Consider the following 14142-nt stretch of genomic DNA (forward strand, 5'->3'; position numbering starts at 1 on the left):
TATGCGTATTTTTTACACATAGCCTCTATCTTTATTTTTAAACATTTTTAACGCCATAGATGAAAATGACGACGCTTTAACTTAAATTTAATGTTTGTTCCGAAATATAGACCAACGCATTTTCAGGAATCAGTTCAAATAATTCGATGACATCTTGATTGCGCATGCGGATACAACCATGTGACATTGGAATACCCATGGGTTCGCTATCTGGTGTACCGTGAATATAAATATAACGATTGAAGGTATCGCATCCCTCACCTTGATTAAACTGTGGCTCTAAACCAGCAAGCCATAAAATACGTGACAAGATCCAGTCACGTTCTGGAAATGCTGTGGCAAGCTCCAGATCATAAACCTCCCCTGTTTCTTTACGTGCAATAAAGACTGCATTAATTGGTGAAAACTCACCAAACTTTAACGCCACTTTGTGCCATCCTCTTGGTGTCTTGCCACTATTTTCTTGTTCACCAATCCCATTTTTACCCGATGAAATCACATAGAATTTATTATGCTTAGGCAGTTGCAAAGTCTGCTCTGCTAAATCGATTAAAATATCTGCTTGTTGTAATGAATATTGCATTGAACTGTCCTAAAAAACGTGCAATTAGTTATGAGCATTATCTATCGTGCTTCACTCGAAACTGGTTCCGGGCGCAACCATAACCAGATTGCAACAATCAACATGGTCAAATCTGTAAAGACTTTGACCGCAAAAGGCGCTGTTGTAAATAGCATCAATACGCCACTGAGCAGCATCATGCTGGAAGCAATCCATTTAGCTTTGCGTGGTACAGTGCCATTTTCACGCCAAGCTCGAAGTGTTGCGCCATGCTTTGGATGATTTAACAACCAATCATCTACTTGTGGCCAACCTTTTGAGGCTGCCCACGCGGCTAAAATTAAAAATACTGTTGTTGGCATACCAGGTAGTACAGCACCAATAAAGCCAAGGATGACAAAAAGCACCACTAAACTTCGCCAAAACACTATCTTCATCTTCAAGCCCTAATCTAGAATTGCGCTAGTATAAAATGTTTTTACACTTTATCCTTTTTAAATTCTGTACATTGTTCTGCCGTTTCGGTTTTCACTATGTTTCCAACCTTACAACAAGACCATCTTTTTGAACCATGGCTCAATTTTAAAAATCCGCTGGTGAGGCAATTGGCTTTTAGCCTTGCCAGCCCCAATATTCTAAGTGCCTATCCCGATCAATTTGACGTTCAACAGTCATTTCAATTTCATACAGAGTCGTTTTGGACTCAGTACTTTCACCTCTACCAAACTCGTTTAGATTATTTAGATCAACATCCAACTGAATTAGAAAACTTTTTAAATCAATTAAAAAGCACTCGACTAGGATTACGCTTTGAAATGTTTATTTGGTTTTGGTTATGTGATCATAATTATCACCCTTATGAACTTTTAGGGCACAGCATCCAACAAATTGCTGGCCCTAAAACTTTAGGCGAATTGGATTTTTTACTTAAAAATACGCAGACCAATCAAATTGAACATTGGGAAGTGGCTTTAAAATACTATTTAGCAGAATGTGATTTTTCTTTTCCGCATTGGTATGGGCTTAATCGGACAGATACATTAAAACGTAAATTAAACCATTTTACCCAAAAGCAGTTTCAATTTGATCAAGCACTGAATTACCCAATACAACAACGCTTTGTCATCTTAAAGGGGCAACTATATTTGCCTTTGCATGCAACCACACAGCAAATCCCACATTGGCTGAACTCACATAGAAGAATAGGCTTGTGGGGCTATGATTTTATTCCTCAAACAGCATTCCCCTATCGCTTACAACGCCACGAATGGCTCTGCCCTCATGCTGCTGCAACCAGTGTAACACCTCTGCTCTGGACTGATGGTTTGTATTGTTATTTGGATAAAGATGGGGAACAAAATTTTTATATGTATCGCAACCGCCCTCTGCTACAGCATTACGTTCAGCATTAAAATGACGCCATATACATTCTTTAACTTTTTTATAATAAAATCATGGTACTGTTTATGCTGAATGTTTTTTAATCTATATGTGCTCAAGATAATAATTCATGTTTTGGAGAACACTATGAAAAAAGCAATCGCGATCTCATTACTACTCACTTTTTTTCTAGCAGGCTGTAATACGGTCGCAGGTGTAGGTAAAGACGTTTCCAAAGTTGGAGATGTGGTTACAGACAGCGCAGAAAAATCAGCAGACAAATTATAATCCCCCAAAAGAACATCAAGACCTTATCAAAACGATAAGGTTTTTTTTATATCAAAACTCCCTTTCTTGATTCGATTCGCCTATCATAGCAGCATATTTTTCATTTGCTTTTCTGTATGAACCACTCCGAAACACTCGAACTTAGTCTGCAATTACTCCGCCAACCCTCTGTTACGCCTGTCGATCATGACTGTCAAAACATGATGGCTGAGCGTTTAGCAAAAATTGGTTTTAACATTGAACCTATGCGTTTTGATGATGTTGATAATCTTTGGGCGCGCAAAGGGACTGAAGCTCCTGTCTTCTGTTTCGCAGGGCATACAGATGTAGTACCAACAGGCAATTTAAATGCTTGGCACTCAGAACCGTTTATTCCAGAAATCCGTGATGGAAAACTTTATGGTCGTGGTAGTGCAGATATGAAAACTGCATTGGCGGCAATGGTAGTAGCATCAGAACGCTTTGTTGCTAAGCACCCAAATCACAAAGGCTCAATCGCATTTTTAATCACCTCTGATGAAGAAGGTCCTGCGATTAATGGAACTGTCAAAGTTATTGAAACGCTAGAAGCTCGCCAAGAAAAAATGACTTGGTGCCTTGTGGGTGAGCCATCAAGTACGCATCATTTAGGTGATATTGTAAAAAATGGTCGTCGTGGTTCATTGAATGCAGTACTGACTGTAAAAGGAAAGCAAGGACACGTAGCTTACCCTCACCTTGCCATTAATCCAATTCACATGGCTTCTAAAGCTGTTGCAGAACTATGCGATACCGTTTGGGATCAAGGGAATGAGTACTTCCCTGCAACTTCTTTCCAAGTTTCTAATATCCAAGCGGGTACAGGTGCAACCAATGTGGTACCTGGGACAATGACGGTAACATTTAACTTCCGCTATTCGACAGAAGTCACAGCAGAAGAATTAAAAGCACGTGTGTTAGAAATTTTAGATCGTCATGGTTTAACTTACGAAATCCAATGGACACATTCTGGCTTACCATTCCTCACCCCAGTAGGCGAGTTGGTAAATGCTGCGAAAAATGCAATTCGGAATGTTACTGGTCGTGAAACTGAGTTATCGACCAGTGGCGGAACATCAGATGGTCGTTTTATTGCACCTACAGGCGCCCAAGTACTTGAACTAGGTGTACTTAATGCCAGCATACATCAAATTGATGAGCACGTTAATGTAGCAGATTTAGAACCTTTGGCTGAAATTTATGAGCAAATTTTAGAAGGCTTATTAGCTTAAGACTTTTGAATAAACAGAGAATAAAAAACCCATGTTGAACATGGGTTTTTTATTGTTGAAGCTTTTATGAGTTAATACCTAAACTGGCTTGAATCTGGACTACATTCGGGACTTGGAACGTTTGTTCGCCCATTCTCACATACTGAAACACCATAGGATCAGTAACTGTCATTTCTTCGTCAACCACCTCAGAAATACGAACACGTACAGATTTCGGCATTTCATTACACATCAAGGCAAAACGCTGATCTACTTCATCACCTTCAATCACCAATGCAACACCTGTCTCTTTTGCAGGATCATTCACCGCATAAACAGGTAATTTTACATCGTGCCACTCTACTGAAGAAACATGTGTCTGGCTATCCAATGCGGAAAGTACAATGTTTTGAGGTAATAACATCGCAACTTTGCCATAACACTGAATGATATAAGCATCAATAAATCCAGTAGAAACTGTAATAAGATGATGTAACTCTTGCTGACTAATTTGGTCTAAAACCGATTTATTCGCGATTTTTCCACTCATCAAATTACCCCTGTTTCACAGTCAAAAGACTTTCTATGTTATTCAACAATTCAGCCTCTTGGAATGGTTTACCCATATAATGAGTTACACCCAAACTAAATGCTCGTTCACGATGCTTTTCACCCGTACGTGATGTAATCATGATAATTGGGAGTTGCTTATGAACTTCGTGGTGACGAATTAAGTTAGTTACTTCAAATCCGTCCATACGTGGCATTTCAATATCTAACAGCATTAAATCAGGTTTGACATTTTCTAACTGCTCCATGGCATCCACACCATCTTTCGCAGTGACGACATCATAACCTTGGCGCTCTAATAGACGTGAAGTAACTTTACGTACTGTAACCGAGTCATCGACAATCATGATTAAACGACGTGTATTGCTATAACGATAAGAATCACGTTGATCATGGCCATGTTTCACACGTTGTGTGGTTTGCACTTGACGGGCAATATTTTGTCCATCCAAAATCAAACACACTTGTCCATCACCTAGAATCGTTGCACCTGCTATCGCACCAATTGCAGCAAATTGCTGGCCAATTGGTTTCACGACAATTTGCGCACGTGAACCAATCAATTGATCAACCAATAAGGCAATCGTTTGACCACTATTACCCTTAATTAACAATACAGGTAACGAATGAGCAATATTGCTTAAACGCGGTAAAGGCTGATTGGAAACAAATTCAGAAAGATAACGTAACTTATAGCTTTGATTATCAATTTTGAAATAATCTTCTTTACTATTAAAGTAAGTTTCCAAAGTCGTTGGTGCAATTCGAATGATGCGCTCAATTTGTGCCAAAGGAATTGCAAATTGCTGATCCCCAGATTTCACCATTAAGGCATCACTTACTGCTACAGTCGTTGGAACGCGGATACTAAAACTTGTTCCTTTTCCAAGGGTTGAATCTACAGTGACATGACCACCCAACGCCTTAATCGAGCTTTGTACGACATCCAGACCAACACCTCGCCCAGAAATTTGAGTTACTTGCTGTGCAGTACTGAAACCAGGATGGAAAATCAACTGCAGAATTTCTTCTTTTTCAAGTAATTGATCTTCTTTCATCAAACCTAAAGAAATGGCTTTTTCTTTAATTCGATTTACGTCAATCCCTTTACCATCGTCATGGAATTCAACCATAACATCCGTACCTTGACGGCTAATATTGAGTTCAATTTTCCCAACTTCAGGTTTATTTGCCAACTGACGCTGCGCGGGATCTTCAATACCGTGGTCGATGGCATTTCGTAACATATGCTCAAGTGGCGTGACTAACCGCTCAAGAATAGTACGATCCAACTCTCCTTCAGTATTATTTACAATTAACTCAGCAGGTCTATTTAAGGTTGAAGCTGTCTGACGCACAATACGTTGCAAACGAGGCAATAAGCGTGAGAATGGAACCAAGCGGGTTCGCATTAAGCCTTCTTGAATTTCGGCCTGAATACGAGATTGCTGTAATAACAAACCCTCTGTATCGCGAATTTTTTCAGCCAAAGTACTCTTGAAGTCGACCAAATCCGAAGCAGATTCTGCCAATGATTTAGACAACTGATTTAATGATGAATATTGGTCCATTTCCAATGGGTCAAAGTCGGCGTATCGACCACCTTCACTGCCATGTTTGGCAATAATTTGCGACTCTAATTCCCCTTCCATTCGACGTAACTGGTCAGCAAGACGCTTAATCGCCAATTCCATTTCATTCAATGTATTGCCTAATTGACCAAGATCCATCTCGATACGTGAACGGTTAATCGAATTTTCGCCTGATAAATCAATCATCTTCTCAATCAAATCGGCTGAAATTCGGATCATTTCATTCGATTGATCATTGGCTCCAAAACTTTCCCACTCACCCATCATTGCTGGTGGCTCTGCTCCATCCCCTTGAATAAATTCAAAACTTGGTGCAGTTATTGGCGAGTAATCTGAGCTGCTTCGCGTTGGTAATTGAACAGTGACATCTGTATATTCAATCGCTTCCAAGCCTGCTTTTAAACTGTCAAAATTACTATAATCATGATCAAAAATAGCATGTCTTAACCATGTAATCGTGGTTTTGAGCAGCGGATCATAAACATTTGAATTGAAGTGATGTACGGCGAACTGTTCGAAAGCACTTTCTAAACGATATGCAATCGCTCCTACAGGCTCAATTTCAACCATGCGTGCACCACCTTTAAGGCTGTGCGCTGCACGTTGTAATTGAAGTAATAAACTACGGTCACTACGTTGCTCGAACCAATGCTGCAACAGTTTTTCCATCGTATCGAAAATTTCTGCAGCTTCTTCGAAGAATGTTTCTTCAACAATTGAACGTACACTCTCATCAAATGCTAAAGATTCAATATCTTGAATTGATGGTTCAACAATGTTCGGTTCTGATACTGCTTCAACCCAATTTTGAGTTTCGGATTCTTCTTCAAATGAACTAACTTCTGCATGTACAGGCTGTACAACTGGAGACTCATTGGTCGCGGCTTCATATAGAGCCATATGCTCAACAGCAGGCAGTTTTTGTTCTGTAACCACTTCGGTGTCTGTAGATACCACAGCACCAGCAACCAATGCATGAATATTATTTAAAATATCAATTGCTTCAGGAGCCGGATAATCAACTTTTTCTTCTCGAATCGTTTGAATACGATCAGCAATGTTGTCCTGAACCAGACGAACAATCTGAATCAGCGCAGGTGATACCTGAATTTGCTGATTGATAATACGTTCATAAATGGTTTCTAATTCATGTGCAATTAAACCAATATGCGTCGCTTGAATCATGTTTGCACCACCCTTCAAGGTGTGCAAATAACGCATTAAATTATTTAATGCTGCAGTATTAGACTGATCACTGCTCCATGTATGTACATCCTGATCAATCCCCATGAGCAGCTCATCAGCTTCCTCGAGGAAGATATCCAACAGGTCTTCGTCAAATTGTCGATTAGCTTCATCTGCATCTACTAATTTCGCATCACTGTGCAAGCGCTTTGACAAAGCCGCAAAGTCAACAACTGCAGTCTGAGGGCCAGACTCACTCATTAACTCTGTTTCAAGTTCAGAAGTATTCTCTACAGATGGATTTTCTTCAACTGAATCAAAAATTTCCAGGTCTTGCTGCACAAATGCAGTTAAATTCTGAAGCACTTGTTCTGCTGGTGTAGATAAACTTATGCGCTGACCCGCAGCCAGCGTATCAAACAGATAAATAAATTCTTGATGCGCCTGAGCGAATAGCTCATATGCATAGTCAATGTTGAGTAATGTTGGTTTAGCTAAAAGAGCTTGGTAACACTTATCTAAAACCTGAATAAAATCATGAATCCCTTGTGAAGCACGGTTATTGGTATGCTCCGCGAGTAAATTCGCTTTTTGACTTAATTGCTCTACATAAATAGGAAATTCATTTTTAATGCGTTTTTCAAACTCTAGCTCTGCATCCAATAACAGATCAATATCTAATTCTATTAATTTCGATACCAAACCTTGTGGATTTGCACTAGATTCAAATTCTTCTTGATTAAAACCGTAATTTTCCCATGCCTGATTAAATGTTTGATCAATTTGATTTAAATTTTCAACTTTACCCTGACGTAAAATATGTAAATAGTCACGCACAAATTCAGCATATTGAATAAGTAATGCTGTCTCATTTGAAGTTGAAACGATTTCTTCTTGTAAAAGCGTCTTAAATAAATTTTCAACTTTTGAACTGGCATCAAAAATTTGCTGGATATGCGCCATAGACGAACTACCACGCAAAGTATGCAAGGCACGAATCAGTCCATTATAATCAAGCACTTCGTCAGTATCTTGTTTCAAGAAGCGGTCAATCGTTGCAAGATGTTCTTCAGCTTCTTCAATGAAAATGGATGTCGTCACTTCTTGTAGATCGCTTGATTCAGCAACCACTGCTTCTTCCACCAATGCAATTTCTGCTCGAGAAGAATTTAATTCCAGTCCAGTCAAATCATCTGGAGATCTGAGTTGATCTGCTAAAGATAACAATTCTTCAAGTGCAGGTTCAATTGATTGACCTTGTTGTAGCTGCTGCCCCAATAGCACCAGAGGTCTTAAATCAATTTCTATGGGTTTGACCGCTTTGAACTGAGGATAAAGCTTAAATTGAAAAACGCGATAAACCGTTTCAGCAAATTTCTGAATCTTAAGCTCTAAAGGTACAGAACCGAAAATAACACGATTTAAAGTATCTTCAACGGCCCAAGCCACCTCACCAGCAGACTTTGCCCCCACCATTCGCCCCGAGCCTTTCAATGTATGAAAATGGCGTCGAATGATCGTTAAAGTATCCTGATCAGAAGGATTTGCTAACCACTGTTCAAAAATGGTATATAATTCTTCAAAAATTTCTTCAATTTCTTCTACAAAGATCTCTAGAATTTCAGCATCTTGGTCAAGATAACTATCTTCTGGAAGCGTTGTCGTATCGACTAAATTTTTTAATATTTCTTTCATAGCTTTGGCTTCTTACGTTTCTCGCCACCATAAAAGGCGCTAAAACCTGAGTGTAATCATCACGCTGTACCACATTTGCAAATACAGCGCTTCGATGCTTAAAACTAGATGCATATTCCGACCTATGTCAGATCGGAATACCATAGATTAGCTAACTTATTCAGGTAGTTTGAAGTCAGTTACAGATTCACGTAGTGATTCCGCCATATTGGCAAGTTCAGAAACCGAACGTGCTGTGTCGAAAGTCGCTGTTGTAGTCTGTGACGTAATTTCTTGTACAACGTTCATCGTGGTTGCAATATGACCCGCTGATGCTGATTGCAGTTTTGCTGCATCCGAAATGCTTGCAATCAGTTTTGCCAAGTTCCCCGATACGTTTTGAATCTCATCTAGTGCTACACCAGCATCTTTAGACAAGTTCGCACCACGGACAACTTCCGAAGTCGTTTGTTCCATTGAAATAACGGCTTCGTTGGTATCTGTTTGAATCGTTTTTACCAGTGTTTCAATCTGCTTAGTTGCAGAAGCAGAACGTTCCGCAAGACGTTGTACCTCATCGGCTACAACCGCGAAACCACGACCCGCTTCACCCGCCATAGATGCCTGAATGGCTGCATTTAATGCCAAGATGTTCGTTTGGTCTGCAATATCGTTAATCAGGGCAACAATGTTACCAATTTCTTGAGATGATTCACCCAAACGTTTAATACGTTTTGATGTTTCTTGAATCTGCTCACGAATGATATCCATACCTTCAATTGAACGGTTTACAACTTCTGCACCATTGGTCGCAATCTGTACTGAACGTTCTGCTACCGTAGCTGATTCTGATGCGTTGGCAGATACTTGGTCAATCGACATTGCCATTTCATTAATTGCCGCTGATGCGCCTGCAATTTCTTGTGCTTGGTGCTCAGAAGCTTCGGCTAACTGGTTGGTAATGACCTGTGTATTTTGCGTATAGTGTGCAACCTCTGCTGAAGTTTCAGTAATACGCGAAACTAACTCACGTAATTGGTCTATCGCGAAGTTAATCGAGTCGGCAATTGCGCCTGTAAAATCTTCAGATACCGTTGCATATGAACGTAAGTCACCATCTGCTAAGTCGGCAATTTCATCTAGTAAACGTAAAATCGCATTCTGGTTACGGTCATATTCTTCTTGTAAACGTGATACACGAACCTTATCGGCTTCACCGCGAAGTGCTAGTAATTTAAATCCGCAGAATAAGAAACCAATCAATGCCAGAATTAGGCCCAAGGCAGGAATTGCAATTAACCAACCTGTACCGCCAGATAACTTGTTTAAGTTTGTTAACAATGCATCTGATTGTTCAAAAATTGAAGAAGAAGCTTGACGTACTTTTACAATTTGCGTGGAGTTCTTTAAAACTGTTGCTGCCGCAGATTTTAATACTTCATCATATTCCGCTTTAATACCGTCTAAAGATTCACGTAAAGCAGGTTCTGTAATCTGTTGTACACCTAGTTCTGCACTACCATTAATTTGCGCATTCAAATACGAACCAAATGTTTCAGTATCCGCACTAAAGTCATCTGCTGATGCACTTGAGTTAGTAGTACCTGTTAATACCGAGTTAATCGAACGTAAAATACGTTCCGCAATAAACACCTGGTTTTTCGCAATAACTACCTGGCTACTTGGCATATTTTGACGTGCCATTTGATCAACCATCAAGTTATATTCAGCCTGAATACCTGGAATACTTTCACTGATTGCAATGTTAGTATCATATAACTGATTAATGATTTTTTGTTGTGAAGCAATTAAATCAATATTTTCAGAAACTTTTTTCCATTGTGCATCGACTTCACGTAGTGCAGGAGTACTCGCTTGGATATCATTAACCGTTTCAAGGTTTTCAGCGAAAGCCTTCTGCGAATCTGTCAATTTTTTAATCGCTTCTGGTGTACCTGAAGCAGTCGCCTCTGTCGCTTGACGCGAAATCGTTTGCGATAAAAGACGTAAATCACCCAAACTACGGGTAAATTCGTTATTACGCGGTACGCTATAGAATAGATATAACAGAAGGAATAGGGCCAAGATGATACAAAACGCTGCACCCAAAATTAATGGTTTGGACTTTTCACTGTCACCGAATACACGTGAAAACTGTTCCGTCTGTGATTGAATTTTTGCTACTAAAGCATTACCACCCGCACGGTTGGTACTTTCACCTGCATTTTTCTTTTTTAGTTTAAAGCCCATGCAGCTTCTCCCCGAATATTGCCTTCATTCTTAATGAGTTGGACTATTTAATTTATAAGTTTTATAGATGCGTTCATATATTTTGGATTTTGCAATAAACGACTAAATAAGAAAACATGCCATTGTTGGTTATGTTGATGAAAATACCCTTGGCAATATTCTTGTAAATTACTATCTAAATCTTTGTGTTTAGAAAAGAAACTTTTCTTATTAAAGTGTTGAATGCCCAAAACCTGATCGACGACTAATCCGACATAATGATCATGATGACTGATACATAAGACTTTTTGTGTCGGTGAATATTGGCTTCGGTGTCCAGAAATATAATGTGACAAATCTGCAACAGAGAGCAATCGTCCACGAATATTAGCCAATCCCATCACCCATGACTGGGTATTTGGCACTGGCGTATATTTAGGTGGATAAATAACTTCCGAAACCTCACCTAGAGGAGCAACGAAATATTGCCCCATCATTTCAAATGCAATCCCTGACCATCGGTTCACTTCATTCTCAGTCGAAACGTAGTTTTTATTACCACGTTTCGCCAAGCGAAGTAATTCGATAAATCCGTTCGCTGCCATAGTTTATCCTGCGTTGAGGTGCTGCTTAATGGTATCAATCAATTGCTGTTCATCAATTGGCTTAGTTAAGTAATCACATGCCCCCTGACGTTTACCCCAAACGCGGTCAGTAGCCTGATCTTTGGTACTCACAATCACAACTGGAATGTGTTTGGTGGTTTCACCACGTGCAATTTGACGCGTAGCCTGAAAACCATTTACACCAGGCATCACCACATCCATAAGTACCAGATCAGGAAGTTCTGCTTGCGCCATTGTTACCCCATCTGCACCATTTGAAGCTTCAATGACTTCAAATCCGTGCTTGCCTAATATCTCTCTGAAACGAAATGTTTCTGTAGGCGAATCATCTACAACCAAAATACGAGCCATGCTCTTCCCCAATACAAAACTTATGCTGTTACGTGATTACGAATTGCGTTTAAAAGTTCATCTTTACTGAATGGTTTTGTTAAATATTCATCAGAACCGACAACACGTCCTTTAGCCTGATCAAATAAACCATCTTTACTCGATAGCATAATGACAGGAATATTTTGATAATTTTGCGAATTTTTAATCAATGCACAAGTTTGATAGCCATCTAGACGTGGCATCATGATGTCGACAAAAACAATATCTGGATTTGCTTCAGCAATCTTTGACAAAGCCTCAAAACCATCTACTGCGGTAACAACTTCACAACCTTCGCGTTGTAATAATGTTTCTGCTGTACGGCGAATGGTTTTTGAATCATCAATCACCATGACTTTTAGATTTTGAAATTTATCGTCCATTTAATGACCCGTCCAATTTTTAGAATGTACATACATTTGGTATATGAAGTTTTATTACAAGTTGCTAACATTTTTAACATATATTTACTTGTATTTTCAATGAACAGTTTCGAACTAATTCGACACTTTTGATTAATTTAACCTACAATTTCACACTTTCATTCATTCCAATATTTTTTTTAATGAATAGAGGTTTTTTCTTCGCCAGATTAGTTCTAATATAACTTTATTATTACTTAAAAATAAGTAATTTAGTCAACTTTAACTTTTTGTGGGGGATTCAATGAAAAGTCAGTTTAGTCGAAAACTTGCTTTCATTGCAGAAAAGGAAACGGCATTTAAACTTTTGCTGATTAGTCTGTTGCTCCTCCAATCAGCATTTACTTTTGCTGACGGAGTAAAAGCTGTTTGGTATCGTTACTACGATAGCAAAGGTGTAGCCAATATCAGCACCAGTGTAACCCCCAATCATATTCGTTATGGTTATGAAGCTCTCGACCGCAATATGCAGGTGATTAAACGTAATCGTCCCTATAATGCGGAAACCGAAGAAAAAAAAGCACCTCAACGTGCTGCTCAGGCAAAACAACGTGAAGCAGATTTACGCTTAAAACGCGCCTACACCAACAGCCAAGTGGCAACCCAAAAACGTAATGATGCTTTAGCTTATCTCAAAAAGCAGATCAGTTTTCAACAAGACCAGCTCAAACAATTACAAAGTGATCGTATTGTATTTAAACGACAAGAAATGGAATATTTACGTAAAGGTGATCCCGTTCCAGCAATCTTAAAAAGTAACCTCAACAATAATGCGGCCAATATCAGTAATAAAAAAGAGCAAATTCAGACGTTACAAACCAACTATCACAATACGCAAGCAGAATACGCGAATATAATTGCACGCTTAAAAGCCATGGAAAACTAATCCTGCAATGAAGTAAGGACATTTTTGATGCAGTATGCACCCCGTTTATTTAGATCATCCGCTCTCACGATTTGTCTTTTACTCGCTGCTTGTCAAAAACAACCCGAAACACTTCCCCCCAGTGGAAATAAGAAGATTGAGCTTATTCAACAAGATCTAGTTGCAATTAATTTCAGTCAATCTGTAGAAAGAACCTCATTTACAGGCAGCATTCGTGCTGTAAATCAAAGCAGCTTGCAATCTCAAGTGACAGCAACCGCAACTTCAGTCCGTGCCAATGTTGGTGATGCTGTACAGCAAGGTCAGATCTTAATTCAACTCAACAATCAAGATAATGAAGCTCGTCTAGCTCAAGCGAAAGCAAATTTGGCAGCAGCTAAAGCACAAGCCAACCTTGCTCAGAACATGATGAGACGTAAGCAACGGTTACTTGATCAGGGCTTTATCTCTAGAGTTGAATTTGAACAAAGTCAAGTGGACTATCAGGCGCAATTAGAAAATGCTAAGGCGCAACAAGCTGCTGTTGATATTGCGCTGAAAGCTGAACAAGATGGGACTTTGCATAGCCCTATAACAGGCGTTGTCACCAAACGTCAGGTTGAACCTGGTCAAACCGTCACGGCGGGGCAAACCTTATTTGAAATCGTTGACCCAACAAAGTTAGAACTTCAAGCGCGTTTACCGAGTGATCAGCGCAATGCTTTAAAAGTAGGGCAAAAAATTGAATACTGCATACAAGGAAGTCCTGAAACACTGACCGCAACACTCAGTCGTATTTCACCACTGGCGGATTTAAATAGTCGTCAAATTGAGTTTTATGCCACACCAAACTCTGAGCTTAATCCATTAAGTATAGGCGCATTTGTTGAAGGTAATATTCTGGCAGTACCTTCTGCATCGGGACAATTAATTCCCTTAGACACGATTCAAAACCTTGAACAAAAGCCTTATGTCTGGGTGATTCGCCAGCAAAAAATTGAACGCGTTCCTATACAAATACTTGAACAGCGCTATAGCGAAAATACGGCTGTCGTCTCTGGACTGACCAGTGGCGATCAAATTAGCCGCGTAAAGTTCAACGATGATGATCTTCATAAAACCGTTACGATTCAGCGAACTAAATAAGT

Annotated in this window: 13 protein-coding genes; 5 read left to right on the forward strand and 8 right to left on the reverse strand. The window is 39.5% G+C overall.

Annotated features, from left to right (window positions below; translation table 11 throughout):
* Positions 1-76 precede the first annotated feature (76 nt).
* Together elsL and I593_RS08050 are read right to left on the reverse strand one after the other, a co-directional pair.
* The gene (gene elsL, locus I593_RS08045) at positions 77-583 is read right to left on the reverse strand and encodes a cell wall-recycling L,D-carboxypeptidase ElsL (protein ID WP_016167060.1); all 507 of its coding nucleotides are present in this window, start codon (positions 581-583) and stop codon (positions 77-79) included.
* A gap of 41 nt (positions 584-624) precedes the next feature.
* Positions 625-999 (reverse strand): YbaN family protein, encoded by a 375-nt coding sequence (locus I593_RS08050; RefSeq protein ID WP_016167061.1) that lies wholly within the window; start codon positions 997-999, stop codon positions 625-627.
* Between the two features lie 96 nt (positions 1000-1095).
* On the opposite strand from I593_RS08050, the gene I593_RS08055 reads away from it, so the two are divergent.
* The 3 genes from I593_RS08055 to dapE all read left to right on the forward strand — a co-directional run bounded on the left by I593_RS08055 (position 1096) and on the right by dapE (position 3480).
* Positions 1096-1974 (forward strand): DUF1853 family protein, encoded by an 879-nt coding sequence (locus tag I593_RS08055; protein ID WP_016167062.1) that lies wholly within the window; start codon positions 1096-1098, stop codon positions 1972-1974.
* A gap of 115 nt (positions 1975-2089) precedes the next feature.
* A complete protein-coding gene (locus I593_RS08060) occupies positions 2090-2230 on the forward strand; it encodes an entericidin A/B family lipoprotein (protein ID WP_016167063.1) in 141 nt (46 codons plus the stop codon).
* A gap of 116 nt (positions 2231-2346) precedes the next feature.
* Positions 2347-3480 (forward strand): succinyl-diaminopimelate desuccinylase, encoded by a 1134-nt coding sequence (gene dapE / locus I593_RS08065; protein WP_016167064.1) that lies wholly within the window; start codon positions 2347-2349, stop codon positions 3478-3480.
* A gap of 64 nt (positions 3481-3544) precedes the next feature.
* On the opposite strand, the gene I593_RS08070 is transcribed toward dapE, so the two are convergent.
* The 6 genes from I593_RS08070 to pilG all read right to left on the reverse strand — a co-directional run bounded on the left by I593_RS08070 (position 3545) and on the right by pilG (position 12090).
* Positions 3545-4009 (reverse strand): hypothetical protein, encoded by a 465-nt coding sequence (locus I593_RS08070; protein ID WP_016167065.1) that lies wholly within the window; start codon positions 4007-4009, stop codon positions 3545-3547.
* A 4-nt stretch (positions 4010-4013) separates the two neighbouring features.
* A complete protein-coding gene (locus I593_RS08075) occupies positions 4014-8501 on the reverse strand; it encodes a hybrid sensor histidine kinase/response regulator (protein ID WP_016167066.1) in 4488 nt (1495 codons plus the stop codon).
* Positions 8502-8657: 156 nt separating this feature from the next.
* Positions 8658-10730 (reverse strand): methyl-accepting chemotaxis protein, encoded by a 2073-nt coding sequence (locus I593_RS08080; RefSeq protein ID WP_016167067.1) that lies wholly within the window; start codon positions 10728-10730, stop codon positions 8658-8660.
* A 47-nt stretch (positions 10731-10777) separates the two neighbouring features.
* On the reverse strand, positions 10778-11314 hold the full coding sequence (locus I593_RS08085) for a chemotaxis protein CheW (protein WP_016167068.1): 537 nt from the start codon (positions 11312-11314) through the stop codon (positions 10778-10780).
* A gap of 3 nt (positions 11315-11317) precedes the next feature.
* Positions 11318-11686, reverse strand: a complete 369-nt coding sequence (locus I593_RS08090) for a response regulator (RefSeq protein WP_016167069.1) — start codon at positions 11684-11686, stop codon at positions 11318-11320.
* 20 nt (positions 11687-11706) lie between these two features.
* Positions 11707-12090, reverse strand: a complete 384-nt coding sequence (gene pilG / locus I593_RS08095; protein WP_004723803.1) for a twitching motility response regulator PilG — start codon at positions 12088-12090, stop codon at positions 11707-11709.
* Between the two features lie 283 nt (positions 12091-12373).
* Between pilG and I593_RS20385 the strand changes: the two genes are divergently transcribed.
* Together I593_RS20385 and I593_RS20390 are read left to right on the forward strand one after the other, a co-directional pair.
* Positions 12374-13015 (forward strand): hypothetical protein, encoded by a 642-nt coding sequence (locus tag I593_RS20385; RefSeq protein WP_016167070.1) that lies wholly within the window; start codon positions 12374-12376, stop codon positions 13013-13015.
* 27 nt (positions 13016-13042) lie between these two features.
* Positions 13043-14140: an efflux RND transporter periplasmic adaptor subunit gene (locus tag I593_RS20390; protein ID WP_016167071.1), complete on the forward strand. Its 1098-nt coding sequence runs from the start codon at positions 13043-13045 to the stop codon at positions 14138-14140.
* Positions 14141-14142: the final 2 nt, after the last annotated feature.

It is taken from the genome of Acinetobacter tandoii DSM 14970 = CIP 107469 (genome assembly GCF_000400735.1).
In the GTDB taxonomy this organism is placed as follows: Bacteria; Pseudomonadota; Gammaproteobacteria; order Pseudomonadales; family Moraxellaceae; genus Acinetobacter; species Acinetobacter tandoii.